Source organism: Chryseobacterium sp. CBSDS_008, from assembly GCF_049959325.1.
In the GTDB taxonomy this organism is placed as follows: domain Bacteria; phylum Bacteroidota; class Bacteroidia; order Flavobacteriales; family Weeksellaceae; genus Chryseobacterium.
The window spans coordinates 2,301,687-2,326,773 of record NZ_CP188202.1 but is presented as its reverse complement, the minus strand read 5'-3'; the positions used below and the strand labels follow the sequence as shown (position 1 = coordinate 2,326,773).

General features: G+C 37.0%; 22 protein-coding genes. 15 read left to right on the top strand and 7 right to left on the bottom strand.

All coding sequences use genetic code 11. The features are described from left to right. The first annotated feature begins 39 nt into the window (after positions 1-39). The 10 genes from ACP3T3_RS10465 (at position 40) to ACP3T3_RS10420 (ending at position 14,051) form a co-directional block, all read left to right on the top strand. Positions 40-672 carry a sensor histidine kinase gene (locus tag ACP3T3_RS10465; protein WP_426479807.1) on the top strand — a complete coding sequence of 211 codons (633 nt, stop codon included), beginning with the start codon at positions 40-42 and terminating at the stop codon, positions 670-672. Further along, positions 641-1,318, top strand: a complete 678-nt coding sequence (locus ACP3T3_RS10460; RefSeq protein WP_426479806.1) for a response regulator — start codon at positions 641-643, stop codon at positions 1,316-1,318. Before ACP3T3_RS10465 ends, ACP3T3_RS10460 begins: the two co-directional genes overlap by 32 nt. A gap of 149 nt (positions 1,319-1,467) precedes the next feature. Continuing rightward, positions 1,468-2,820: a T6SS phospholipase effector Tle1-like catalytic domain-containing protein gene (locus tag ACP3T3_RS10455; protein ID WP_426479805.1), complete on the top strand. Its 1,353-nt coding sequence runs from the start codon at positions 1,468-1,470 to the stop codon at positions 2,818-2,820. Between the two features lie 194 nt (positions 2,821-3,014). Then, a complete protein-coding gene (locus ACP3T3_RS10450) occupies positions 3,015-4,943 on the top strand; it encodes an ABC-F family ATP-binding cassette domain-containing protein (RefSeq protein WP_426479804.1) in 1,929 nt (642 codons plus the stop codon). A gap of 141 nt (positions 4,944-5,084) precedes the next feature. After that, positions 5,085-5,441 carry a hypothetical protein gene (locus ACP3T3_RS10445; protein WP_426479803.1) on the top strand — a complete coding sequence of 119 codons (357 nt, stop codon included), beginning with the start codon at positions 5,085-5,087 and terminating at the stop codon, positions 5,439-5,441. A gap of 258 nt (positions 5,442-5,699) precedes the next feature. After that, positions 5,700-8,093, top strand: a complete 2,394-nt coding sequence (locus tag ACP3T3_RS10440; RefSeq protein WP_426479802.1) for a TonB-dependent receptor — start codon at positions 5,700-5,702, stop codon at positions 8,091-8,093. Positions 8,094-8,112: 19 nt separating this feature from the next. Continuing rightward, positions 8,113-8,697: a hypothetical protein gene (locus tag ACP3T3_RS10435; protein ID WP_426479801.1), complete on the top strand. Its 585-nt coding sequence runs from the start codon at positions 8,113-8,115 to the stop codon at positions 8,695-8,697. A gap of 139 nt (positions 8,698-8,836) precedes the next feature. After that, on the top strand, positions 8,837-10,171 hold the full coding sequence (locus tag ACP3T3_RS10430) for a trigger factor (protein WP_426479800.1): 1,335 nt from the start codon (positions 8,837-8,839) through the stop codon (positions 10,169-10,171). Positions 10,172-10,353: 182 nt separating this feature from the next. Further along, complete coding sequence (locus tag ACP3T3_RS10425; protein ID WP_426479799.1) at positions 10,354-11,040, top strand: hypothetical protein; 687 nt, start codon at positions 10,354-10,356, stop codon at positions 11,038-11,040. Positions 11,041-11,192: 152 nt separating this feature from the next. After that, positions 11,193-14,051 (top strand): M16 family metallopeptidase, encoded by a 2,859-nt coding sequence (locus tag ACP3T3_RS10420; protein ID WP_426479798.1) that lies wholly within the window; start codon positions 11,193-11,195, stop codon positions 14,049-14,051. A 74-nt stretch (positions 14,052-14,125) separates the two neighbouring features. Here ACP3T3_RS10420 and ACP3T3_RS10415 read toward each other — a convergent pair whose 3' ends face one another. Together ACP3T3_RS10415 and ACP3T3_RS10410 are read right to left on the bottom strand one after the other, a co-directional pair. Then, positions 14,126-14,710: a DUF3109 family protein gene (locus ACP3T3_RS10415; protein ID WP_426479797.1), complete on the bottom strand. Its 585-nt coding sequence runs from the start codon at positions 14,708-14,710 to the stop codon at positions 14,126-14,128. Positions 14,711-14,716: 6 nt separating this feature from the next. Further along, complete coding sequence (locus ACP3T3_RS10410; RefSeq protein WP_426479796.1) at positions 14,717-15,622, bottom strand: DUF6427 family protein; 906 nt, start codon at positions 15,620-15,622, stop codon at positions 14,717-14,719. Between the two features lie 42 nt (positions 15,623-15,664). Between ACP3T3_RS10410 and ACP3T3_RS10405 the strand changes: the two genes are divergently transcribed. After that, positions 15,665-15,898 carry a DUF6341 family protein gene (locus tag ACP3T3_RS10405; protein WP_076446780.1) on the top strand — a complete coding sequence of 78 codons (234 nt, stop codon included), beginning with the start codon at positions 15,665-15,667 and terminating at the stop codon, positions 15,896-15,898. An 82-nt stretch (positions 15,899-15,980) separates the two neighbouring features. Here the strand turns inward: ACP3T3_RS10405 and ACP3T3_RS10400 are convergent, their stop codons facing one another. The 5 genes from ACP3T3_RS10400 to ACP3T3_RS10380 form a co-directional block, all read right to left on the bottom strand. Next, positions 15,981-16,418 carry a universal stress protein gene (locus tag ACP3T3_RS10400; RefSeq protein ID WP_426479795.1) on the bottom strand — a complete coding sequence of 146 codons (438 nt, stop codon included), beginning with the start codon at positions 16,416-16,418 and terminating at the stop codon, positions 15,981-15,983. Positions 16,419-16,477: 59 nt separating this feature from the next. Continuing rightward, positions 16,478-17,083: a fumarylacetoacetate hydrolase family protein gene (locus ACP3T3_RS10395; protein ID WP_426479794.1), complete on the bottom strand. Its 606-nt coding sequence runs from the start codon at positions 17,081-17,083 to the stop codon at positions 16,478-16,480. Between the two features lie 72 nt (positions 17,084-17,155). Then, positions 17,156-17,560: a DUF2007 domain-containing protein gene (locus ACP3T3_RS10390; RefSeq protein ID WP_426479793.1), complete on the bottom strand. Its 405-nt coding sequence runs from the start codon at positions 17,558-17,560 to the stop codon at positions 17,156-17,158. Positions 17,561-17,562: 2 nt separating this feature from the next. Further along, positions 17,563-18,327 (bottom strand): exonuclease domain-containing protein, encoded by a 765-nt coding sequence (locus ACP3T3_RS10385; protein WP_426479792.1) that lies wholly within the window; start codon positions 18,325-18,327, stop codon positions 17,563-17,565. Positions 18,328-18,416: 89 nt separating this feature from the next. After that, entirely contained in the window at positions 18,417-19,130 is a 714-nt protein-coding gene (locus tag ACP3T3_RS10380) for a CDP-alcohol phosphatidyltransferase family protein (RefSeq protein ID WP_426479791.1), read from the bottom strand. A gap of 89 nt (positions 19,131-19,219) precedes the next feature. On the opposite strand from ACP3T3_RS10380, the gene ACP3T3_RS10375 reads away from it, so the two are divergent. From ACP3T3_RS10375 to ACP3T3_RS10360, 4 genes are all read left to right on the top strand, one after another. After that, a complete protein-coding gene (locus ACP3T3_RS10375) occupies positions 19,220-21,148 on the top strand; it encodes an LTA synthase family protein (RefSeq protein WP_426479790.1) in 1,929 nt (642 codons plus the stop codon). A 158-nt stretch (positions 21,149-21,306) separates the two neighbouring features. After that, positions 21,307-21,726 carry a DUF2147 domain-containing protein gene (locus tag ACP3T3_RS10370; RefSeq protein ID WP_426479789.1) on the top strand — a complete coding sequence of 140 codons (420 nt, stop codon included), beginning with the start codon at positions 21,307-21,309 and terminating at the stop codon, positions 21,724-21,726. Between the two features lie 254 nt (positions 21,727-21,980). Next, positions 21,981-22,961: a pyruvate dehydrogenase complex E1 component subunit beta gene (locus ACP3T3_RS10365; protein WP_089689880.1), complete on the top strand. Its 981-nt coding sequence runs from the start codon at positions 21,981-21,983 to the stop codon at positions 22,959-22,961. A 112-nt stretch (positions 22,962-23,073) separates the two neighbouring features. Continuing rightward, a complete protein-coding gene (locus tag ACP3T3_RS10360) occupies positions 23,074-25,068 on the top strand; it encodes a KUP/HAK/KT family potassium transporter (RefSeq protein ID WP_426479788.1) in 1,995 nt (664 codons plus the stop codon). Positions 25,069-25,087: the final 19 nt, after the last annotated feature.

Here is a 25,087-nt window from a genome sequence, read left to right as displayed (position 1 = left end):
GTACAGCATGAGGCGGAAGTTCTTCATCAGAAAAAATTGGTGCTGGAAAACATCAAAGCTCAGGAAGAAGAAAGGAAAAGAATCGCAGTAATGATTCATGATGATATCGGAAACCGCCTTAATATTCTTTCCCTATGGCTGAATAACCTTGACACCCAGGGAGATGAGCAGATCAAAAAAAATATTTACGGCCAGATGTCTTCCCTGATTGATGCTGCCAGAAGTATTTCACATTCTTTATACCCTGTAAATCTGGAATCAGTAGGACTGGTGCTGTACGTTGAAGAATTAATAGCCAACCTTTCCCACAAAATTAATATTTCCCTGCAGGTGATGCCGGGATATGAAAAGAAAGATCTTTTCGTGGAAGTACAGCTGTACAGGATCATTCAGGAGTTTACCACCAATGTGATCAGGCATTCCGATGCTACGGATCTCTGGATTTATATAAAAGACTATCCCGAAAATATGGCAGTGGTGATTTCGGATAACGGACAGGGATTTGAATATGAAGAAGTAAAAAAGGGAATGGGAATCAAAAATATTGAATCCCGTATCAAGTCAATGAATGCCGCACACAAATGGAAAAAAACTTTTTCAAACAAAGGAAGTCGTTTAATCATAAAAATTCCAAAATATCATGAGTTCCCAAATCAAAGTAGCACTGATTGATGATGAACAGCTGATCCTCGAAGGAGTAAAAATGCTGCTGTCCAATGAAAAAAATATATCGGTATGCCTTACCGCTGATAACGGCCCCGATTTTATAGAAGACCTCGGAAAACTTGCAACAGACGAATTTCCTGATATCGCCTTGGTAGATGTTCAGATGAAACCCATGAACGGTTTTGAACTGGTAGAAATTCTGAAGGAAAAGTTTCCCGATCTTAAAATCATTATCCTGTCATCCCATTATAAAACCTCTATCCTTGGATATATGGTCAAGCTGGGAGTTTCAGCATTTCTTCCGAAAAATTCAAATAAAAAAACATTCATTGAGGCCATCACCATGGTAGATAAAAATGGTGTTTTCTTCACTGCTGAAGACCATCAGATGCTGTTTACCTATATGAACAGTTCTGCCAAGAAAAAGTCTCTTTTTGAAACCGAAGATGAGCTGTCCGAAAGAGAGAAAGACGTTGTAAAGCTCATCTGCCAGGAATTTACCAATAACGAAATAGGCGAAAAACTTTTTATCAGTCCAAGAACTGTAGAAAGCCACCGGCAGCGTATTCTCGAGAAGATAGGAGCCAAAAACACAGTGGGAATAGTCATTTATGCCATTGTCAACAATATTTATGCTCTTGAAAAAATATAATCTGATTCCGTAGAAATACGGAATTTTTTATTTGGTACTTTTCACTCTAGCTAGCCTTGTTTTTCTTCTGTTATTTTGAAATGTCTCTTGAAGGGATGCTGATTAAAAAAACACAAACAGAACTGTAATAAAAAAAATTAAAGTAAAGCATGAATGGCAGCAGCGTGATTTCCGTCGGGATTTTCTTTGACGGTACAGGAAACAATGGGGTAAATATTCTTTCACCGGATAAACCGCTGAACAATAATGAAAGCTATTATGGAACATTTACCAATATCTATAAATTATACAGTTTATTCGTTGGAGATGAAAAAATATATATCGAAGGAATTGGAACCGTACCAGGCAGTGAAGATAATAATTTTGCCATGGCAACATGCGCAAATCCACCTTATGGAAGCGGATACTCTTCCGATGATAAACTTCATAAAGCCGGAGATTTTGTACAAAATATTGCCCGTGAAGAGACCCGGGAATATCATTTCTATATATACGGCTTCGGGAGAGGAGGAATGCTGGCCAGAACTTTCTGTCATCAGCTTTTGACTTATTATGCTCCGACAAATGGCAGGATAAAATTTTTAGGTGTTTTTGATACCGTAGAATCCAAACCTTTTAATACCTATAATCTGAGTATCCCTTTGCAGGTAGAAAATGCTTTGCATATATGTGCTGTCAATGAAAGCCGGTTTTTCTTTCCGCTTACCGGTTTTTTTGAAAACTCGGGAACAATGCAGGATCAGAAATCAGAAAATAAGTCATCTTTCTGGAAAGAAATCTTCGTGCCTGGGGATCATGCTGATATCGGAGGCGGATATCTGGAAGGACCACAATCTGTATATATTTCTACAGATTTTATCAATGTTGAAGATCTGCACCACTACGTTTCAGATATCAGAAATGAAAAAATGAATGCGGATGGAAATAAAATCTGGGATGCATTGCTCTCTGGATACGGAATTGAAACAGCCAATGGGCTCTCACAGGCATATGTGTGCCGTGATAAAGTATACAATGACCTGTCAAAAGTATATGGAAAACTAATGATGGATGAAACGAATGCTGTACTGTCAGTTTTTAATACTGAAAACGAGGCTTATTTTGGAACAGACTATAATAAACATTTTTTGCTCACTCGTTTTTATATCCAAATGAAGGAATATTTAAAAGACCTTTCTGCTAATAAAAAGCCGATATATGACTTCGGGAAATTTGCAGATTATATCCATATTTCAGCAAACTTCGGGTTATACAGTGACAGTTTCCGGTACAGGACTCAGCAGGAAATTAATATTGAGCTGATTAATAAAGGGCTTAACGTATCAAGCAGTACCTCTGTTGATCAAGCCAGCCAAACAAGGCTTTCCGTAGAACTTCACCTGCCGGAAGACAGTTTTGTGGCAGACTTCTTATACGGAACCAGTGTTCCCAATAATGACATCTGGGTCCGTTCCATTTTAAAAACACCGGAAACGATCACATTAAAAGAAATTAAAAATTAGTGCCAACGCTTCTCAGTTTTAAATTTAGGTTTGGAGACATCGTATGGTGTCTCCTTTTTTCTAAGTTTAATACATACTTTATAAAGAGAAAAGCAGTTCAAAACAGACTGCTTTTTTTATTTCTGGGCCATTCATTTCTTTTTCCGTATTTTTGCCGGCGAAAATTCATTATTCATTACTAATTATTAATTAAGATGCTTTCGGTTCAAAGTTTAGGATTACATCATTCAGGAAATTATTTATTTCAAAATGTCAATTTCACCATTAAAAAGGATGATAAAGTAGGTCTGGTAGGTAAAAATGGAGCGGGGAAATCCACTTTGTTGAAAATGCTTTCCGGGGAAATTAATTTCTACGAAGGAGAAGTTGTAACGGAAGGAAGCGTTACCATTGGTTTCCTGAAGCAGGATCTTGATTTCGTAAAAGGAAGAACGGTTTGGGCTGAAACAATGCAGGCTTTTGAACAGATCAATGCCTGGAAAAATGAGCTTGAAGAGGTGAATCACCAGATGACTGTCCGAACAGACTACGAAAGTGATTCCTATACAGATCTGATTAATAAAATGACCGAGCTGAATGACCTTTTGATGAACCATGATGCCTACAATCTTGAAGGTGACATGGAAAAAGTGTTATTTGGTTTAGGATTTAAAGCAGATGACTTCCAAAAAATTACCGATGAATTTTCCGGAGGATGGAGAATGAGGATCGAATTGGCAAAACTACTTCTTCAGAAGAATGATATTATGCTTCTCGATGAGCCTACCAACCACCTGGATATGGAATCCATTATCTGGCTGGAGAACTTCCTGAAAGATTATCCGGGAGCCATTGTTCTGGTAAGCCACGATAAGCAGTTTATGACAGCGGTTTGCAACCGTACTTTCGATATCAACAATAGAAAAGTTGATGACTACAAAGCCAATTATTCCAAATATCTTGTCATGAGAGAAGACCGCCGCGAAAAACTGATTCAGGCTAAAAAGAATCAGGATGCGGAGATTAAGCAGATGGAAGACAATATTAATAAGTTCCGTGCAAGTGCTACAAAAGCATCTTTTGCGCAGTCGCTTATTAAAAAATTAGATAAAATAGAACGTATCGAAGTTGATAATGAAGACGTTTCAAAATTCAATATCCGTTTCGTACAGTCTATGGTTCCCGGAAAAGTAATTTTCGAGGCAATAAACCTTGGAAAAGCTTACGGACAGAAGCAGATTTTTGATGATGTAGACTTTATCGTTCAGCGAGGAGACAGAATTGCTCTTTTGGGGCAGAACGGACAGGGAAAAACGACGTTGGCTAAAATTTTAGCCGGAGATATTAAAGATTATTCAGGAACCTGGAATCTGGGCCATAACGTCAACATCGGATACTTTGCACAGAATCAGGAAGAGGTTTTAACGCCTAATAAAACGGTTCTGGAAGAAGCAGAAGATGCGGCAACGGAAGAGACAAGACCAAGAGTAAGAGACTTATTAGGATCTTTCCTTTTCCAGGGAGATGCCGTTACTAAAAAAACAAAAGTGCTTTCCGGAGGAGAAAGAAACCGTCTGGCACTTTGTAAACTGTTACTTCGTCCTTTCAATACCTTAATCATGGACGAACCTACCAACCACCTTGATATCCAGTCTAAGGAAATTATCAAGCTGGCGCTGCAGAATTTTGAAGGAACTTTAATTGTGATCTCTCACGACAGAGAATTCCTTCAGGGGCTTTGTGATAAGATTTACGAATTCCGTGACGGGAAAATGAAAGAGTTCCTGGGAGATATCAACGAATATCTTGAGTACAGACAAAAGGAAACCATCAGAGAAATTTCTGCTGAAAAGGCAAAACTTCATAGCGAAGTAAAGGTAGAACCTAAAAAAGTAGAAGAAAAACCTGTGGTAAGCAACAGTCCTTCTTCCAGTATTGTAAGTAAAGAACAGAAGAATATTCAGAATAAAATCAAGAAGGTGGAAGAAAGAATTGCCGAGCTTGAAACAAAAATTGAAGAGATGGAAGCTTCTTTTGCCAAAGAAAACCCTTCAGACGAAACCTTAGAGAAATATAATAAAGCTAAGGAAGACCTTGATACAGCCTTACAGGAGTGGGAATATCTTGGAACCCAGCTTGATTAATCAAAATATAAATGCTTCATGATTAAAGTTATGGAGCATTTTTGTAACAGAATCGTCTTCATTTCTACCTATTATCATAGTCATTAAGTAATTTAATAAAACTTTAAGGAAACAATTAAATTATTTTCATAATTTTGAACCATGATTTTTAAAGAAAGCAGAAACCTAAAGAGTTTTATCTCCAAGCTATTGTTTGGAGTATATTTCCTTGCGCTGCTTTCTCAAAGCTTTCACCATCACGATTCTGTAGACTATTTTAAGGCCTTTCATCTTAAAAAAGCAGAGAATACGGTGACGAAAGCCGTTACTAAAGAGAAAGCTGGCGACTGTCTGGCCTGCCACTTTTTGGTTACCGGACATACATTAGCTCCTGAAGAATTCAGTTTTACTTTTGAGCATTACAGCCATGAAGTAAGACAAATGATCGCTATCCAGGAGAAAATCTGGTCACAGACCAAATTCACTTTTCAGCTTCGGGGGCCGCCCGCAATTTCATAATTCATAGATTTTACAGGGTTTAAGGTTAATACTTTAAAGTTCAATGTTGAATGCTTTAAATTATTTGATGTTTAAAGGTTTAAAGTTGTTATGAAAACAACTGATCGTTTGTAATTAATATTTAAATAATGTTCAATTACTAACTACTAATTTCTAACCTCTAACTTCTCATTAGACATTTACAATCAAACCAAACCCTTTCCACAAATTTTAACGAAAAATGTACCTTATTGAAGGTACGCAATCAATCTATTTACAATGAAATTGATATATTGCCTGCTGCTGATCTTTTGCGGATCAGTATTTACAAGTGCACAAAAAACTTATACTGTAGAGGGAACCGTTCAGGATTTTCACGATAAAACGTCGCTGGAAAATGCTGTGATTAAAATCGGAACCTTTACAGCCAAAACAAATAAAAAAGGTCAATTTTCTTTTGACAAAATTCCTGCAGGAAAGTATACGCTCATTGCACAACATCCTGATTGCAATGATTATACTGAAAATATAGGAGTTGATCAGGATGTTCATTTGGTTATTACGCTGGAACATCATGTGAAAGACATTGAAACAGTGACCATCCATGGAAGTCATAAGAACAATGGAAGCTTGGTGGTGAAAACCATTGACAAAGCAATGATTTCAAGAAATGTTTCCGAAAACTTAGGAAATTTACTAACGAATATTTCTGGTGTTAACGTGCTTAAGACGGGAAATAATATTGCTAAACCAATTATCCATGGCTTGTATGGAAGCAGGGTTTCCATTCTTAATGATGGGGTGAAGCTTGCCGAACAGGAATGGGGAGTAGAGCATGCACCCAATGTGGATGTGAATAATTTTGAACATATTGATGTGATCAAAGGAGCATCTGCCCTGAAGTACGGAAGTGGTGCAGTAGGCGGTGTAGTGGTTTTACAACCTCAGGTTTTGCCTAAGAAAGATACTATTATGGGGAATGTTTCCCTTTCTGGAATTTCTAATGGAAGAGGTGCCGATCTTAATGTAAAGCTTGCAAAAACCTGGGAGAATGGATGGGCCATCAAAACCAACGGAAGCTATAAAAAACTGGGGGATCTTGAAGCTCCGGAATATGGCTTGATGAATACAGGACTTGAGAGCTCAGGATTTAATTTCGGGGTGCAGAAAATGACATTTGAAAAAGGTTTTTCATTTGATTATTATCTAACCAAAAGCACAGTTGGGATTCTTAGAAGCTCTCACGTAGGGAACTCTGAAGATCTTCGCACTGCTCTTACCTCTCCGGAACCAATTTATCAAAGAGATTTTAGTTATGATATTGATAATCCTAAACAGGAAATCGAACATCATATTGCTAAAGTTTCTGCTTACAAAAGGTTTGAGAATTTTGGAAAAATTACGGCTACTTACAGTTTTCAGTACAATCATAGAAAAGAATATGATATCAGACGTACAGAAGCACTGAGCAAAAAGCCGGCACTGGACCTTGAACTGATCACCAATGATCTGAATGTAAATCATCTGATAGAAAGAGGAAAATGGAATCTTGAAACAGGGATTAATGCAGGGTATCAAAACAACTATTCCAATACGCAGACCGAGGCAAGGCGTCTTGTCCCGAACTATGACAGATATTATGCAGGAATTTATTCTGTATTAAAATATAAAATAGCACCTGAACTGGATCTTGAGTTGGGAGGCAGATACGATTACGATCATTATGATGTGACAAAATGGTATGATCTGAGTGATTGGAATAAAACCTATGCAGCGGATTATTCAGATTTTGTAGTGAGAATCAACCAAAATAGAATTCTTACCAAGCCATCATTAACATATAATAATTTTTCAGTAAACGGGGGAATTGTTTATCACCCATCCGAATATTTTAACCTGAAATTCAATTACGCCAGAGTTTCAAGATCTCCGAATATTGCTGAGCTTTTTGCAGACGGGCTTCACCATTCTGCAGCCATTATTGAAAGAGGAGATATGAGAATGAAAAGTGAAACAGGAAATCAGTTTAATCTGGTTGCAGATGTAAAAGCAAATGTTTTAAAAGGATTGAATATTTCAATAAATCCATACTTCTTTTTCACTCAGAATTTTATCAATCAGATTCCTACAGGATATCAGAATACCCAGTGGGGAGGAGCTTTTGTGGTATACAGTTATCAGCAGATCAATGCAAAAATGTATGGATTAGATATTGATGCGCAGCTTAAGATCACAGATAACCTGACTTATAAAGGAAGCGGATCTTATGTTTACGGGCAGGATACTACTCATGATGTACCGCTTATTCTTATGATGCCTCCAAATTTTAATAATTCATTGGAATTCAATAAAAAAGAATGGAAAAATTTCTATTTCACAGTAAGTAACAATACTTACCTGAAACAGACAAGATTTCCCGTTTATAATGTTCCAATCAGGTTATTCGATTCAGACGGAAATCCTTACAACGAAGAAGTGGATATCTCTACACCACCCAGCGGATATTCACTCTGGAACCTTCAGACAGGAGTGAATCTGTCTAAAAATTTCGGAATTGATTTTTCAGTTCGGAATATATTCAATACGTCTTACAGAGATTATCTGAACAGACTTCGTTTCTTTTCCAACGAAATGGGAAGAAATTTTATTGTAACTCTTAAATATCAATTTTAATTACTTAAAATCAAAAAAAATGAAAAATATTTTTAAAAATACAACACTTATCTTAGGACTTTTATTCTTAGCCGTTTCTTTAAGCTTAACATCATGTAACAGAAGCGATGATGAAGCAGACGATCTTCCTCAGGAAGAACTTTCAGATGTTCTTTTAAGAGTAACAGATCAGGCTAATCCTAATAATCATATTGTTTATGACTATCAGGTGAACAGCACTACTAATCCTAATGTTAAATTGATCGACGGTCATACCTATGATGTAGAAGTTATTTTCAAAAACGGTGATGAAGATGCTACTCAGGAAATTATAGAGGCAAAAGATGCGCATTTTCTGGTATACAACTTTCCAAATTCTGATATTACTTTAACACGTACAGATGATTTCACAAGAGGAGATGGAAACCGTGTTGGGCTGAAAACTAAATGGGTAGTCAATACTGCTGTAAAAAATGCTTCTGCATCTAGTCAGCTGGTTCTTACATTATTCCATGAGCCGGTAACGGTTTCTGAAGCTTCTGCTGTGAGCGGAAACGGAGTGATCTATGGAACTCATACAGGAGGGGAAACAGACGCACAGGCCAACTATAATATTATTAATTGATATATCCTTTAATCTTGTTTAAGCCACCGGAATTCTCCGGTGGTTTTTTATTTAACAATATTTGGCGTTATAAGTTGATTTTAAATGGGTGATTTTCATAAAAAATTCCTATTTTTGCAACCTAAAATTTTAATCAATAATGAAGGTTACCGCACAAAACCATGATGACGTAAGTGCATTACTTACAGTAACATTGGAAAAATCTGACTACAAAGAAAAAGTAGAGAAGCAGTTGATTAATTATGCTAAAAATGCGCAAGTTCCTGGGTTCAGAAAAGGGAAAGTGCCTTTGAGTATGGTTAAAAAACAATATGAAGCAGGTATTGCATTTGAAGAAATCAACAGACAAGTTTCTGATGCATTGAACAACTATGTTAACGAAAACAAATTAAGATTAGTTGGTCAGCCTATTCCTCAGCCAGTAAACGAACTAGATTACAATGCTGATCAAATAGAAGTTGCTTTCGAAGTAGGATTTGAGCCTGAATTCACTATAGATTTAGCTAAATATGAAGCTCCTCACTACAAAGTAGAAGCTTCTGATAAAGAAATCAGTAAGAGTATTGAAAACATGCAGAAGCGTTTTGCTGAGCAGGTTCCTCAAGATAAGATCACTAAAGATTCTTACATTGCTTTAGAAGTTTCTCAGGTTGTGGAAGAAGATGCTGAAGGAGAACACCACCACCACCCGAAGAACGTTACTATTACCGCTGAAAACAAAGAAGCTTTCAAATTGGTAAAAGGACTGAAAATGGATGGATCTGTAAAAGTGACTAAAGAAACTCTTGCCGGTGACGAAGAATTAGCTAAAGAATTAGGATTCAGCAAAGAAGAAGTGGAGCACCTGCACCACAACGAAGTAGAAGTGAAAGTAAAAGATTTCTATTCATTAGATTTAGCTGAGCTTAACCAGGACTTATTCGACAAAGTATACGGAGAAGGAAACATCAAGTCTGAAGAGGAGCTTAAAGATAAAGTAAAAACTGAATTAGACGAGTATTTCCAGCAGAATGCTGATGTTCACTTTGTGAATAAAGTGTTGGAGCAGGTAACGGAAAAAGAAGAAGTAAAACTTCCTGAATCATTCCTTGTGAAATGGTTATTATTCTCTAACCAGAACATCCAGTCTGAAGAGCAGGCTAAAGAAATTCTTGAAGCTGAGAAAAACCAATTGAAATATCAGATCATCGAAGGTAAATTGATGACTGAGAACGAAATCAACCTTGATTATGCTGATGTATTGGCTCAGGCTGAGCAGTTGGTAAAAAACCAATTGGCAATCTACGGAATCCATCATTTAGGTGATGAAGAAATCCAGAAATACGCTGTTGAAATGTTGAAAGACCAGGAGCAGGTAAGACAGATTTCTTCTGAAGTAGCTATGGCTAAATTGAAAGATGTAATTCTTGAAAAAGCCAGCAAAAAAGAAACTAAAATTTCTCACGACGAATTTTTAGAAGAACTTAAGAAATAATTATACACCGATATAAATATTTGAAAACCGTCAATTTCTGACGGTTTTTTTATATCCATACCAAAAAAATAATTAATCACCACCACCAATCATTTATCAATGATTACTCATTACTAATTGCTTATTATTGATTTGTATGTCCTCCAATATTCCTATATTTACCCTTTAAACTTTATTATAATATGAAAAAGATCATCATTCCGTTTTTCTGCGCTGTACTTTTCTCAGTTCCTGCAGCAGCTCAGAAAAAAGGGTCAGCACCTGTAAAAACAGAAGCTGTAAAATCAAAACTGACACCTAAAGAAGTGGTTGATAATTATTTCAAAGCGCTGGGTGGAAAAGATAAACTGGACGCTGTAAAATCTACCATTACTGATAATACGGTTATCGTACAGGGAATGGAAATTCAAATGACGACTAAGAAATTAGGAAATAAGTTCAAATCTGTACAATCGCTGATGGGTAAAGAAATGGTTCAGCTTTTTGACGGTGAGAAAGGATACTTTGATCAGATGGGAACCAAAACGGATATTCCTGCAGATAAACTTGCTGAGCTGAAAAAAGGAAAACCAATTGATGCCCTGGCTTTTGACGCTTCTAATTTCCAGACTGTATCTACAGAAAAATTAGATGGAAAAGACTATAATGTCTTGTCTTCAGACAAAGGAAAATTTTATTTCGATGCGGGAACAGGACTTTTGTATAAGACAGACGCAGGAGAAGGAAATGCAACCATTAAAAGCTATATGACTGTAGACGGAATACAGTTTCCTGCTGAAGTAGACGCTGAAGGTGGAGGTCAGAAAATGACCATTAAAACTACAAAGGTTGTCATCAACGCTGGAGTTACAGATGCTGATTTTAAATAAAAAATTACTTTTTAAAAAATAAAAACCGGGAATTTCCCGGTTTTTTTAGTATATAAATAAATTTAACTCAAATTTAACTATAAAATAGATTTTATGATTTCTTCATCTTGTGAATAATTGGTAGTTTTAAGTCTTAAATAAAATCAAATACCATGAAAAAAGTATTATCTTCATTTGCGGTCATCTTTATGATGTCTGCAAATGCCTTTGCACAGAATATTCCAGTAGATCCCTCCGTGCGGATGGGAACTCTTTCCAACGGAATGAAGTACTACATCAAAAAAAACACCTTACCTGAGAAGAAAGTAGACTTCCGTCTGGCAATCAATGCCGGGTCTATTCTTGAAGACGAAAATCAGAGAGGATTGGCTCACTTTATGGAGCACATGAACTTCAACGGCACCAAAAATTTTCCTGATAATAAATTAGTGGACTTTTTACAGTCTATCGGAGTAAAGTTCGGGCAGCACCTTAATGCTTACACAGGTTTTGACGAAACCGTCTATATGCTTCCGGTTCCATTGGATAAACCGGGAAATCTGGATGCCGGACTGAAAGTGATGGAAGACTGGGCATTTAATGCAACGCTTTCTGATGAGCAGATCAATAAAGAAAGAGGAGTGGTATTGGAAGAGCTGAGATTGGGTCTTGGACCAGATAAAAGAATGATGGATAAATACCTGCCGAAGCTTTTATACAAATCTCAATATGCAGACAGACTTCCGATCGGGAAAAAAGAAGTACTGGAAAACTTCAAGCCGGATGTTATCAGAAAATTCCACCAGGACTGGTACAGACCGGATCTGATGGCGATTGTTGTGGTAGGAGATATCAATGTAGATGAAATTGAAAAAAAGATCAAGGATAACTTCAGTAAGTATAAAAACCCTTCAAAGTCCAGAGAAAGAAAATCTTTTGATCTTCCGAATCACAAAGAAACTCTGGTAGCTATTGAAACAGATCCGGATGCCACCAATTCTATGGTGCAGTTTATCATGAAGGATGCTGATGCCTACAAACCGGATGTAACGGTTGAACAGTACAATCAGAGTCTTATAGAAAATCTTTCCACCACGATGTTGAACAACAGGCTGAAAGAGCTGATCAATTCTACAAACCCACCGTTTACTTTCGGATCCGTTTATCATGGAGGAACGTATGCCAGAAGCAAAGAAGCTTTCCAGGGATTTGCGATGGTGAAAGAAGGAAACCAGCTTAATGCCCTGAAAGTTCTTCTGGAAGAAGTGGAAAGAGCAAAAAGATTTGGGTTTACCCAATCTGAACTCGACAGAGCGAAATCTCAGGTGCTTTCCAATCTTGAAAGATCTTATAACAACAGAGATAAGACAGAAAGTGATATGCTGGTTGAAGAATACGTAAGAAATTTCCTGGAGCAGGAACCGATTCCTGGAATTGCATGGGAATATGAAGATACCAAGTCTTTCTTACCGTCTGTTACCCTTGCACAAACCAATGACATCATTAGGAAAATGGTGAAAGATGACAGCAGGGTAATTGTGATCACCGGGCCTAAAAAAGATAATGTAACCATGCCTACAGAAGCGATGGTACTGAATACATTCGATGCTGTGAAAATAGCAGATCTTAAGCCGTATGAAGAAAAGGCTGCCATCAAAAATTTAGTAAAACCTTTCAAATCTGAAGGAAAAATTGCCAAAACAGAAACAGATGCCAGATTAGGTACGACCACATGGACGTTAAGCAACGGAGCTAAAGTAACTTTCAAAAAAACAGACTTTAAAGATGACGAAATTGTATTTACTGCAAGAAGTTTAGGAGGAAGTTCTCTTATTCCGGATGCAGATTACAATAAAACACAGTTTGCTTTCTCTGCATTAGCAGAAGCAGGGGTAGGAGGATTCTCTAAAGCAGATCTTACCAATTATCTTGCCGGTAAGCAGGTGAGTGTAAATCCTATGGTAACGTCTCTTTTTGAAGGTGTTTCCGGAAGAACTACACAAAAAGACTTAGGAACAGCTATGGAGCTTATGTATGCTTATTTTACAAGCTTAAATTACAATCCGGCATCCTTTAATGCTTACAAAGAAAAGCAGTCTGCAATGCTTAGTAACCTGTTGTCCAACCCTCAGGCCTATTTTTCTAATGAGCATGCAAAATTTATGAATCAGAAGAATCCTAGATTTATCGGAGTATTCCCAATGGAAAAAGACTGGGCGAATACAGACTATAAAAAAGCATATGATATCTACAAGGATAAATTTGCCAACGCCGGAAACTTCCAGTTTTATTTCGTAGGAAACATCGATGAGGCGAAGTTTAAAGATGAAGTGCTTCAGTATATTGCAAGTCTTCCAACGTCAGGAAAAACAGCAACATATAAAGATACAGGATACCGTACGATGACCGGAGACTATACCAAAGTATATAAAAAAGGAAAAGATCCCAAGAGTATGGTATCTATCTCATACAGCGGGGAAGCTCCTTACAATGAAAAAGAGGCTTTAGCATTATCAGCCCTTGGAGAAGTAGCTACCATCAAGGTTATCGAAAAGCTAAGAGAAGATGAAAGCGGTATCTACGGAGGAGGTGCCAGAGGTGGTATGAACAAAATACCTTACGGGACTTACAATTTTGGGATTAACTTTCCTTGCGGTCCGGAAAATGTTGAAAAACTGACGAAGAGCGCTATTGCAGAGCTTCAGAAGCTGATAGACAATGGTCCTGAACAGAAAGATCTGGATAAATACAAAGAAGGAGAATACAATGACAATAAAACAGAACTTAAAGATAATATGTTCTGGATGAGTGCTATTGCTAAAAACCAGTTGGATGGAAGTGATAAGTATGATATCCTGAATTACCAGGATAAAGTAAAAGCACTTACGGTAAAAGATCTTCAGGATGTCGCTAAAAAATATCTTACAAAAGGTAAAATTGTAGCGACTTTGATGCCGGAAGACGGTTGGGAAAAATCTGCCAAGACAGATTCAAAAGCAGTCGTTACAGGAGCTACTGTCGTAAAGCAATAGTTGTTAACCTGTTTACCATAAAACCCGCAGAATATATACTGCGGGTTTTTTATTTACATTCAAATCCTGACCGGTTAAGAGCCATATTCTTTTTTCCATTCGTCAGCAGCTTCACTTAATACGGTATAGAATTCTTCACCGTATTTTCTGATCAATGGAGTTTTTAAAAACTTGTAGACAGGAACCTGAAGTTCTTTTCCAAGTGTACAGGCATCGCTGCATACATTCCATTCATGATAATTCAATGCGGTGAATGCAGAATATTCCGTAACACGGATAGGGTATAAGTGGCATGAAATAGGTTTTTGCCAGTCTACAGCACCATCTTCGTACGCTTTTTCAATACCGCATTTAGTAATTCCTTTTTCATCGAACGTTACATAAGCACATTCGCGGTTTTCCACCATAGGAGTAACATACATTCCGTCGTGTGGATCAGTAGTCCATGTGCCCTGTTCTTCAAGGGCTTTGATTCCTTCCTGAGTAAGGTAAGGCTTTATTTTATCAAAAATACTGTCCAATATTTCGAGCTCGTTTTTATCCAACGGAGCTCCCACATCGCCTTCCACACAACATGCACCTTTACATTTTGTAAGGTTGCAAACAAATTCTTCGGAAAAAATTTCCTCGGAAATCAATTTATCGTCTATCTGAATCATAATTTTTTAAAATAAATCAAAAACTGTACCCGCTTTAAAGGTCAGTAAGCTAATAATAATAAGCCATACACTGGCTTCACGCATCCAGTATTTAGGTAAAAATCTCATCATTCTGCTCAGAATAATGCTTGAAGGAAATGCCAGGAGAAGCAGATATTCATAGCTCTTATTCATATACAGGATGATGGAAATAAGCTGTGCTGCCGAAAAGACCAGCAGGAAGGTATACTTGTATCTGCTTATCGGGCTTTTCTTATTATAATTTTTAAAATGGTCATATACCGCATAAATAAGCATCAGTACCACAGGTATCAGTGGCAGAAGCTCTGTATAATCTGTTACCGGCTTCATTTTTCCAAAAGGAAAATAATCTATATTCCAGGAAGTAAACTGAACAAAATACATGACAGCAAAATAACTGAAGGTAATCAGAACAATTCCTAAAAGGAACCTGAAAAGATTCAACCCGATTTTGGCAGAGGTTGCAATCACGTGGATGATCACAAAAACAGCCATTGGCCAGGTGGTAGGAAGAAAAATAAAATTCAGTGCCACAATAGATCCTACCAATACATAAGACTTCTTTCTGATATCTTCATCAGCACTGGTCAGAAGAAGGATAAGAAAAGAATTTGTAAGCAGCGAAACGGCAATTCCTATATCCAGATTTCCGGGATACAGCCCGAAAATAAAAAAAGTATATAAGAATAAGGGCAGATGGGTCTGGTAATTAAGAGCAATACTGTGAAAACAAAAATATCCCAAAGCAATTCCCAGAAAAGTTATCCCGGCAACTATAGCTTCATAAGTGTTGAAATTCAGTATGTTAAATATTATTACTACTAAAAGAAGAAAACCAATATAAACAGGAATTGAAAAAATATTGCTTTCTTTTGAAAGTAATTTAAACATTTTTTATAAATTTGTACAAAGTTAATTTAAAAAAGGAAAATAATGACGTCTTTCTTTCTATTCTTAAGCAAAGTTTTCAAATGGTCTTTCGGTTTCTTTGATGCTTTCGGTAATGTTTTAAACTGGATTCTATTTATAGTTTGCTGTGCACTGTTTACATATTGGTGCTATGTACTGGTGGTTACACTAGGCGGCGACAAAGATAAAGACTATTATTCTCCAACGGAAGGTAAGCATCCTTACTACGATCCGAATATCTACAAAAAAGAAGGTTAATTAATTGGTTATATAGTAAAAAACCGATCAAACAATAGGTTTGATCGGTTTTTTTATTACTAACGATTAAAATTTTCTTTTCTTAGTCGTGAATTGGAAGCACCAGGACAGGAATGCTTGAGCTTTTCGTAATCCCTTTTGTTAAACTTCCCACGAATACATCATAAATTCCGCTTCTGCCATGTGAACCCATCACAATATAATCTGCATTTTTTGCCTTGGCGTATTCCAGAATAATATCTTTGGCAAGCCCTTGCTTTAAAAGGTGTTCACAATCGATATCATGGCTGATGATCCTTTGCTCAATTTTATTAAGCTGCACCAGCTCCTCTCTGATTTCGTTGGCTTCCACTTCCGGAAAATATTGAAATCCCATATCACCAATGGCAAAGCCGATATCTGATGGCGCTACATGGATCAGGTAAATCCTGCCGTTAAGCTGTTTTGCAAATTTTATGGCACCGTCTACCAATTGGTCTGTCTTGTCCCCAAAATCTACGGGTAATACAATATTTATCATAACCTTTAATTTTGTTACCTAAAGATATGAAAAAATTGTCAGACTTTTGTATTAAATATTTATAATATTCGGATATCAAGGATTTTTTCCTCTTCAAGATAAGCTTCCAGGATATCGTTTTCTTCCACTTTTCCAACCCCTTTTGGAGTTCCTGTGAAGATAAGGTCACCTACTCTTAACGTAAAATACTGAGAAGCAAAAGCGATGATATCATCAAAATTGAACATCATATCTTTTGTATTGCCATCCTGTACTTTCTCTTTATTTTTTAACAGTGAAAACTGAAGGTTCTCAAGACTGAAACGTTCTTTTTTAAAAAAGCTGCTTACCACAGCAGAACCATCAAAACCCTTGGCCAGTTCCCAGGGAAGACCCTTTGATTTTAGCTCACTCTGAAGATCTCTTGCTGTGAAATCTATTCCAAGGCCAATTTCTTCATAGTGCTTGGGTGCTGTTTCTTTCTGAATATATTTTCCACCCTTGGAAATTTTTATGACCACTTCAAGTTCGTAGTGAATATCACTGGAAAATTCAGGGATATAAAAATCATTTCCCTTTAGAACGGCTGTATCTGGTTTCATGAAGATAACAGGATTCTCAGGAACTTCATTTCCTAATTCTTTTGCATGCTCACTGTAGTTTCTTCCTATGCAGATGATTTTCATAACTATTTATTGTTTTATTTTTGACTTCGTCATTGCGAGGAACGAAGCAATCTTTATTAACGATGAGGGGTATTATTGATTATGCGTAAACTCATTCCCACAATAATAACATTTGAATTTATGACTTGTCAGAAAAGAAATCCCAAAGAAGCTCGTGGCACTGTCATCCCTGTAAATATGATTGGAACCGCATTTCGGGCATACAAAATCAAACTCAGGATCTGTAATCGTATGTTCTACTTCCAGGGAGTACTGTTCATTCTCTTGGTAATCCTGCAGAATTTGCCGGGCTTTTTCCACATCATCTTCAAACACCTGCAGCTGTATGCCGCCTACGGCCTGCGACAGAAGCCAGTCCGACTGGATAAGCTGTTCATTTGCAATAAAGCTGTTGATGCCGTTTTCAGCCAGTATCTGCTTGTCCCTGTTAGCTTCCAGGGCAGTTTCATAAAATTTAAAACGAACCAGTTCTGACATTTTTAAAATCTGCTTGATAGTTGAATTTTTGTAAAAATCTTCTTTGTGTATAACGGGAAATCAGCGTTCTGAAGCCATCCGAAATATCCTAAATCTTTTTGGAATATTGCTTTCACCCCCTGGCCTTTATACTTCCCAAAGTTGAAAACTTCTTCCATTTTTTCATTATATCCAATAAATCCGGCAAGATCTGCATTCTTGTTATGGAATGTAAACTCACTTAGCGGGGCTATTTCATTCGGAATATCATCGTATTTTCCCACCTGAGCATCCAGCACTTCAAATGTTGCCATAACATCAGCTTCTGCAGAATGGGCATTTTCCAATGTTTTTCCACAGTAAAACTGATAAGCAGCTCCTAGGTTTCTGGGCTCTTTCTTGTGAAAAATAGTCTGTGCATCTACCAGTCTGAATTTACTCAGATCAAAATCCATTCCTACCCTTAAAAGCTCTTCAGCCAAAAGCAGAACATCAAATCGGTTGGAATTAAATCCTCCCAGATCACTTCCGGTAATCATTTCCATAATTTTAGAAGCAATATCCCTGAAGGTAGGAGCATCTTTTACATCTTCATCATAAATGCCGTGGATCTCACTGCTTTCCTTGGGAATAAGCATTTCCGGGTTTACGCGCCATGTTTTGCTTTCTCTGGAAGCATCCGGGTTTACTTTTAAAATACAGATCTCTACAATTCGGTCTTTCCCGATGTTGGTACCTGTTGTTTCCAGATCAAAAATACAAAGTGGTTTATGGAGTTTTAAATTCATGTCTATAATTGATTGTGTTAATTTGAAAATAAGCTGAACTTACATTTGCAGCTTCAAAAGTCTAATGTCTAATATCTGAAATCTGATTTCTATTTTAACTGTCCCTGAAAAATAAGAGACACCAATATATAATAAAGAACGAGCATCGGGATTCCTACCACCTGAAATAGGGCAAGAATAGCAATTCCTCCTACCAATAATACTACTTTGGGATAGTTGTCTTTTAATTGTTTTGATTTGAATTTCATTGCCATCATTTTGATCGGGCTGATCAGAAGCCATGAAGTAAAAAGAGTCAGCAGAACCAATAGCAGTTCGTTATCAAACAAAAAGCTGAAAGTTCCGGTTTCTTTAAAGGCATAATAAAGGCCGAACAGTAAAACGGTATTGGTAGGGGTATTCAACCCTTTGAAATAATAACGCTGCTCTTCATCAAGATTGAAGATGGCAAGCCTAAGGCATGAAAATACCGTAACGATCAGTCCCAGATACTTGATTTCAAACGGAAAGTGAAGTCCAAGAAGTTCAGCTCCGAAAGGTTCGAGTGCTTTATACATAGTGAGTCCCGGGATCACCCCAAAGCTTACCATATCCGCAAGAGAATCCAGCTGAAGTCCCAGATTGGAGTTTGATTTTAAAGCTCTGGCTACAAAGCCGTCAAAAAAATCGAAAACCGAAGAGAGAATAAGGCAGATTGCCGTTGTCTGATAATCTCCTAAAATTAGATGTATTGCACCTACACAGCCTGCAAATAAGTTAGCCAGGGTTAAAGCATTGGCCAGATTATTTTTTATAAAATCCATAAGCACAAAATTACAGTTTTTAAAAATTCTAAGTCAAAATATTCCACACTAAAAAATGCATTAAAGTGATTTTGATGTAAATTTGTCCCATGAAATTTTTAAAAGGATTTAGAAAACAGGAAGTTCTGGCATTGGTATACAGGATTTTTCTGGCCTATATTTTTTATCAGATTGCCAGGCTTTTATTCTGGTATTTTAATAAAGATCTGATTAAAGTTGACTCTGTTTCAGAATATATAAAGCTGGCTTTCCATGGTACGGCTTTCGACACCACAGCTATTTTGTATGTCAATGCCTTATTTATACTCCTTAGTTTATTGCCATTGGTAATCAATACGAAGAAATTTTTTCAACAAATTCTCTTCTGGCTGTATTTTATTACCAACGGGATTGCATATGCCATGAACTTCGGGGATTTTATTTACTATAAATTTTCACAGGCAAGGCTTACTTCAGCAGTATTCCAAGTAGCTGAGCATGAATCTAATGTTTCCAAAACATTGATGATCTCTGTGGGAGAGCATCCTTTTGTGCTGATCTGGTATGTGGTTTTGATGGCCCTGTGGGTTTTCCTTTACAAAAGGGTGAAGGTAGAGGAGACAAAACCTCTGAAACTGCTGCCTTACTTTATTACTTCCATTCTTACGCTGTGTATCACAGCGGTATTGGTTGTAGGAGGAATCCGGGGGGATTTTAAACACAGTACAAGGCCTATCAATATGGTAGATGCCACCCGTTTTGTGACCAATCCACTGCAGGGAAATATGGTGCTTAACAGTACATTTTCTTTTTTCAGAACTTTAAATACGAATAACTTTAAAGAAGTTCATTTTGTAGATGAAAAATATATTGAAGAGAATGTACACCCTTATAAAGTATACGACAGAAAAGTGGAGAACCGTCCCAATATTGTTATTTTCATTGTAGAATCTTTCGGGAGAGAATATTCCGGTGCTTTTAATAAGGATAAAAATATTAAAGACTATGTCTCTTACACTCCGTTTATGGATAGTCTGGCTGGTCAAAGTCTTATATTTCCTAATACTTTTGCGAACGGAAGACAGTCGATTCACGGAATGAGCAGTGTACTGGCAGGAATACCGAGTCTTACGGATGCATTTACGGGATCTCCGTATTCCAACCAGAAAATTCAGTCCATAGTTTCCGTATGCAATGACCTTGAATATGACACCTCTTTTTATCATGGAGCACCAAACGGTTCTATGGGATTCCTTGGGTTCGGAAATATCTTGGGATTTAAACATTATTTCGGGAAAACAGAATATAACCATGATGAAGACTTTGACGGGATGTGGGCAATCTGGGATGAACCTTTTCTTCAGTATTTTGCTAAGAATGTCGGGAAGAAACAACCTTTCATGACCACGGTGTTCACTGCTTCATCACATCACCCTTTTAAAATACCTGAAAAATATAACGGGAAGTTTAAAAAAGGGAAAATAGAAATTCATGAGCCGATGCAGTATACGGATTATGCGATCAAACAATATTTTGAAACGGCTAAAAAACAGACCTGGTACAACAATACGATCTTTGTTTTTACGGGAGATCATACCAACCAGGTGTATTATCCGGAATATGAAAGAGCGATGAACCGCTATGCCGTTCCGTTGGTTTTCTATTCTCCGAATCCTGCCTATCAGCTAAAAGGAGTCAGCCGGGAAATAGCACAGCAGGCAGATATCTATCCTACATTAGCTGATCTTATTGGGTATAACAAACCTATCAGAAGCTGGGGAAGAAGTCTGGTAAGTGATAAAAAATATCCTTTTATCGTTGTAAATTCAGATGGAAGTACGGATCAGTTCATGATTGGAAACTATATTTACCGCTTTGACGGAAAAGAAATCATCGGCGTATACGATAAATCTGATCTGAGCCTTGAAAAAAATATAATGAATGAAGTTAAAACCCCTGAAGTAGAACAGGGAAAGAAAACTGCAAAAGCCTGGTATCAGGATTATATGGATAGGGTGATTAACAGGAAACTTTATTAAGGTAAGGCGATAAAGATGTATTAGAAAACAAATTTGTCAACTCGCTTTCTTCTCTCTTTATGCTTTGTATAATAAATGTTTTTGTTTGTTGAAAATTAATTTATATTTTTATCAATACGTAGATAAGAATATTGTATAAAATTAAAACTATAAGAAATATGAAAAAAATATTGTTAACGGTGGCACTTTCTTTATGTGGTGTGCTTACATTTGCACAGATAGAAGGTAAGTGGAAAACGATAGATGATGAGACAAAACAGGCGAAATCTATTGTTGAAGTGTACAAAAAATCAGATGGGAAATATTATGGAAAAGTTTCCCAGTTATTGATAAAACCTGCTGATCCTAACTGTACAGCTTGTAAAGATGACAGAAAAGGAAAGCCAATTGTAGGATTGGAGATCATCAGAGGACTGAAAAAAGAAGGGGATGAGTTTACCGGAGGAACCATTACAGATCCTAAAACAGGAAAAACATATAAATGTACCATTACAAGAAGCGGTGATAAACTGAACGTAAGAGGTTATTTGGGATTATCCTTGTTAGGAAGAACCCAGGTTTGGGAGAAAGCTAATTAAATATAAGTTTAAATAGAATTTTAAGATGGCATTTCAGAAATGAAATGTCATTTTTTTGTATATAAAAGAATTTTTCAAAATTTCTTCAAAATTTCTTCAAAACTTCAGAAATGACTGTAAATAACTGAACCGGAATGAAGAAAATTCATTTTAAATAAAATTCATATTAAAGCTTTCCGTTCAAATGAGATGGCTTTTTAGTATGTGTATAATAAAAAAACACTATTTTTGTAGTCTAAATTTTTCGAATAAATATGGCAGAATATACTTTTCGTGAGGTAATTGCACAGGCAATGAGCGAGGAAATGCGTAAAGACGAATCCATCTTTTTAATGGGGGAAGAAGTTGCAGAATATAACGGTGCATACAAAGCTTCAAAAGGAATGTTGGATGAGTTTGGTCCTAAAAGAGTAATCGATACTCCAATTGCAGAGCTTGGTTTTACAGGAATTGCTGTTGGTGCTGCGATGAATGGTAACAGACCAATTGTAGAGTATATGACATTCAATTTCTCATTGGTAGGAATTGATCAGATTATTAATAATGCTGCAAAAATCCGTCAGATGAGTGGTGGGCAGTGGAACTGTCCAATCGTTTTCCGTGGCCCTACAGCTTCTGCAGGTCAATTAGGAGCTACCCATTCTCAGGCTTTTGAGAACTGGTTTGCCAACATCCCCGGCCTTAAAGTAGTGGTTCCTTCAAACCCTTACGATGCAAAAGGGTTGTTGAAAACTGCAATTCAGGATAATGACCCGGTTATTTTCATGGAATCTGAGCAGATGTATGGAGATAAAATGGAAATTCCTGAAGAAGAATACTACTTGCCATTAGGAAAAGCAGATATCAAGAGACAAGGAACAGACGTTACTTTAGTTTCTTTCGGTAAAATCATGAAACTGGCTTTACAGGCTGCTGAAGATATGGCTAAAGAAGGAATCTCTGTAGAAGTGATCGATCTTAGAACAGTTCGTCCTCTGGATTTTGATACGATTTTAGAATCCGTGAAGAAAACAAACAGATTGGTTATTTTAGAAGAAGCCTGGCCATTTGCTTCTATATCTTCTGAAATTACTTATATGGTACAGCAAAAAGCATTTGATTATTTAGATGCTCCAATCAAGAGAATTACTACTCCTGATGCACCTGCACCTTACTCTGCAGCATTATTTGCAGAATGGTTCCCTAAGCTTGAAAAAGTAAAAGAGGAAATCAAAAAAGCGATGTACGTAAAATAGTTATAGAGAAAAACTTCCGAAAGGAAGTTTTTTCATTTATTATATTCATGAAGAAAAGTTCTTGACGTCATAAAATTAGTATAAATTTGCGCCTTTAAATAAATAAGCTGATATGGCAGAAGCTACAGAAGATGGCTACCACTTTGACATAAAAAAACTTTCCTTTATGGGAGTTTTAGTGTCTCTAGGAATTGTTTTTGGAGATATTGGTACCTCTCCGCTTTACGTAATGAAAGCAATTGTGCATGCAAGGTCACAGGGGAGCAATATGCCTTTCAATGAATACATAGAAGGAGCACTCTCCTGTATTATCTGGACCCTTACTCTTCAGACCACAATAAAATATGTAATCATTGCCTTAAGAGCAGATAACAAAGGTGAGGGAGGTATTCTGGCTTTGTTTTCACTGGTAAAAAACCTTAAGAAAGGGTGGCTGTATCTCATCGCCATTATTGGTGCTGCGGCACTTATTGCAGATGGAGTCATTACCCCGTCACTGACAGTGATGTCAGCTATTGAAGGTCTTGAAATTTATAATCCTCACACGCCTGTTGTTCCTATAACCATCGGAATTCTGATTGCCATTTTCGTGGTACAGCAATTCGGAACCAGCTTTATCGGAAAGTTTTTCGGTCCGGTGATGGTAGTTTGGTTCTTAGTATTGGGAGGTCTGGGAGTCATGCACCTGAGTGAGAATTTTGAGATTTTAAGGTCTTTCAATCCTTATTATGCATACAAGCTTATTGCCAATTCTCCGAGTGCAATTGTTATTCTCGGAGCCGTTTTCCTTTGTACAACAGGAGCTGAAGCATTATATTCTGACTTAGGGCACTGCGGTGCCAAAAACATCAGAATAAGCTGGGCATTCGTTAAGATTATGCTTATTTTAAATTATCTGGGGCAGGGAGCGTGGCTTTTGACCAATTATAATAAACCAGGGTTTTCCGTAGTAAACCCGTTCTTTGGAATTATGGAAGAATGGATGATCATCCCCGGTGTAATTTTAGCAACAGCCGCTGCAATTATTGCCAGCCAGGCATTGATTACAGGTTCTTTCACCATATTCTCAGAAGCAATGTCCCTTAACCTGTGGCCGAATCAGAAAATTGATTACCCTTCCGGGGTTAAAGGACAGATGTATATCCCAAGAATCAACTGGGGGCTTCTTATTCTTTGTATTATTGTTGTGCTGCACTTCAGAGAATCAGGGAAAATGGAAGCCGCCTATGGACTTTCCATTACGGTGACGATGCTGATGACAACAGTTTTGCTCGTATTCTGGTTACTGAAACACAGGGTGAGCAAAGTTCTGATATTGTTTTTCGCATTAGTGTATATGGCAATTGAACTAGGATTTTTCAGTGCCAATGTTATCAAATTCATGGAGGGTGGATGGATCACCGTTGTACTGGCTGGTTCTATCGGAGTGTCTATGTATGCATGGTATAACGGAAGATTAATCAAAACAAGATTTATCCAGTTTGTGAAAATAGAAAAATATGTATCTATTCTTAAAGACATGAAACTGGATGAAACCATTCCGAAATATGCTACCAATCTGGCTTATCTGAGCAGAGCAAAAAGAAATGATGAAGTGGAATCAAAAATTATTTATTCCATTATCAAAAAACAGCCGAAAAGAGCAGACCATTATTTCATTCTGAGCATTGTAAACCAGGAAGATCCATATACTTTCAGATATACAGTAGACGAAATTCTTCCCGGGACCGTATATAAAATCAACTTCCTTTTAGGATTTAAAGTAGACCGGAGAATCAACGATTATTTCAATATGGTCCTTAAAGATTTAATGGCAGACGGAACCATTCCTTCAAGAAGCAGCCATCCATCTTTAAGAGCTCATGATATACCGCCGGATCTTAAATATGTAATCATAGATAACACCTATATCAACGATATACTTTTAACGGTTAAGCAAAAAATAACCCTTAATATTTACAACTTTGTGAAGTACATCGGAAGTGATGACTTTAAAGCCTGGGGAGTATCTTCGCATAACGTCGAAGTAGAATCTGCACCCATCACAGAACTTACCGTTTATGACAATAAGATCGAGCAGTCCGGATACTTCCGTCACAACTCTTAACCGCTAGTATTTAACCATA

What these genes read in the sequence shown, in the direction of transcription:
- ACP3T3_RS10460 (WP_426479806.1), top strand. Translation starts at nt 641, where the DNA reads ATGAGTTCCCAAATCAAAGTAGCACTGATTGATGATGAACAGCTGATC.
- ACP3T3_RS10455 (WP_426479805.1), top strand. Translation starts at nt 1,468, where the DNA reads ATGAATGGCAGCAGCGTGATTTCCGTCGGGATTTTCTTTGACGGTACA.
- ACP3T3_RS10450 (WP_426479804.1), top strand. Translation starts at nt 3,015, where the DNA reads ATGCTTTCGGTTCAAAGTTTAGGATTACATCATTCAGGAAATTATTTA.
- ACP3T3_RS10445 (WP_426479803.1), top strand. Translation starts at nt 5,085, where the DNA reads ATGATTTTTAAAGAAAGCAGAAACCTAAAGAGTTTTATCTCCAAGCTA.
- ACP3T3_RS10440 (WP_426479802.1), top strand. Translation starts at nt 5,700, where the DNA reads ATGAAATTGATATATTGCCTGCTGCTGATCTTTTGCGGATCAGTATTT.
- ACP3T3_RS10435 (WP_426479801.1), top strand. Translation starts at nt 8,113, where the DNA reads ATGAAAAATATTTTTAAAAATACAACACTTATCTTAGGACTTTTATTC.
- ACP3T3_RS10430 (WP_426479800.1), top strand. Translation starts at nt 8,837, where the DNA reads ATGAAGGTTACCGCACAAAACCATGATGACGTAAGTGCATTACTTACA.
- ACP3T3_RS10425 (WP_426479799.1), top strand. Translation starts at nt 10,354, where the DNA reads ATGAAAAAGATCATCATTCCGTTTTTCTGCGCTGTACTTTTCTCAGTT.
- ACP3T3_RS10420 (WP_426479798.1), top strand. Translation starts at nt 11,193, where the DNA reads ATGAAAAAAGTATTATCTTCATTTGCGGTCATCTTTATGATGTCTGCA.
- ACP3T3_RS10415 (WP_426479797.1), bottom strand. Translation starts at nt 14,710, where the DNA reads ATGATTCAGATAGACGATAAATTGATTTCCGAGGAAATTTTTTCCGAA.
- ACP3T3_RS10410 (WP_426479796.1), bottom strand. Translation starts at nt 15,622, where the DNA reads ATGTTTAAATTACTTTCAAAAGAAAGCAATATTTTTTCAATTCCTGTT.
- ACP3T3_RS10405 (WP_076446780.1), top strand. Translation starts at nt 15,665, where the DNA reads ATGACGTCTTTCTTTCTATTCTTAAGCAAAGTTTTCAAATGGTCTTTC.
- ACP3T3_RS10400 (WP_426479795.1), bottom strand. Translation starts at nt 16,418, where the DNA reads ATGATAAATATTGTATTACCCGTAGATTTTGGGGACAAGACAGACCAA.
- ACP3T3_RS10395 (WP_426479794.1), bottom strand. Translation starts at nt 17,083, where the DNA reads ATGAAAATCATCTGCATAGGAAGAAACTACAGTGAGCATGCAAAAGAA.
- ACP3T3_RS10390 (WP_426479793.1), bottom strand. Translation starts at nt 17,560, where the DNA reads ATGTCAGAACTGGTTCGTTTTAAATTTTATGAAACTGCCCTGGAAGCT.
- ACP3T3_RS10385 (WP_426479792.1), bottom strand. Translation starts at nt 18,327, where the DNA reads ATGAATTTAAAACTCCATAAACCACTTTGTATTTTTGATCTGGAAACA.
- ACP3T3_RS10380 (WP_426479791.1), bottom strand. Translation starts at nt 19,130, where the DNA reads ATGGATTTTATAAAAAATAATCTGGCCAATGCTTTAACCCTGGCTAAC.
- ACP3T3_RS10375 (WP_426479790.1), top strand. Translation starts at nt 19,220, where the DNA reads ATGAAATTTTTAAAAGGATTTAGAAAACAGGAAGTTCTGGCATTGGTA.
- ACP3T3_RS10370 (WP_426479789.1), top strand. Translation starts at nt 21,307, where the DNA reads ATGAAAAAAATATTGTTAACGGTGGCACTTTCTTTATGTGGTGTGCTT.
- ACP3T3_RS10365 (WP_089689880.1), top strand. Translation starts at nt 21,981, where the DNA reads ATGGCAGAATATACTTTTCGTGAGGTAATTGCACAGGCAATGAGCGAG.
- ACP3T3_RS10360 (WP_426479788.1), top strand. Translation starts at nt 23,074, where the DNA reads ATGGCAGAAGCTACAGAAGATGGCTACCACTTTGACATAAAAAAACTT.